Below are 306 nucleotides of genomic sequence, written 5' to 3'. Positions count from 1 at the left end.
CTGCCCCTGATTCAGACGTCGCGCGGCCAGCCAGATGCCGATCCCATCGTGGATCAGGACCTTCATGCGGTTGGCGCGCCGATTGGTGAACAGATAGGCATGGTGTGGGTGCGCGGCGCCGAACACCTTGACCACACGTGCCAAGGCCGTATCGAAACCGGCACGCATGTCCAATGGATCGACCGCCAGCCAAATCTCGTCGACACGGATCACCGCAGCCACTCGCGCAGCCAGGCGGCACACTGGGTTGCTTCGGATACCGGCCAACTCACCGTGACCGACTGATCTCCCCGGCGCACCTCGATA

1 protein-coding gene is annotated in these 306 nt (G+C 63.4%); it reads right to left on the bottom strand.

The window, feature by feature from the left end; translation table 11 throughout:
• A partial coding sequence (tnpB, locus tag U5A56_RS37025) for an IS66 family insertion sequence element accessory protein TnpB (RefSeq protein ID WP_321927438.1) occupies nt 1-222 on the bottom strand: 222 nt, incomplete at its 3' end.
• Between the last annotated feature and the right edge of the window lie 84 nt (nt 223-306).

This window comes from Burkholderia sp. BCC1998 (assembly GCF_905339875.1).
Lineage (GTDB): Bacteria > Pseudomonadota > Gammaproteobacteria > Burkholderiales > Burkholderiaceae > Burkholderia.
Note: the sequence above shows the minus strand (reverse complement) of the source record. Positions and strands in the feature narration are given on the sequence as shown.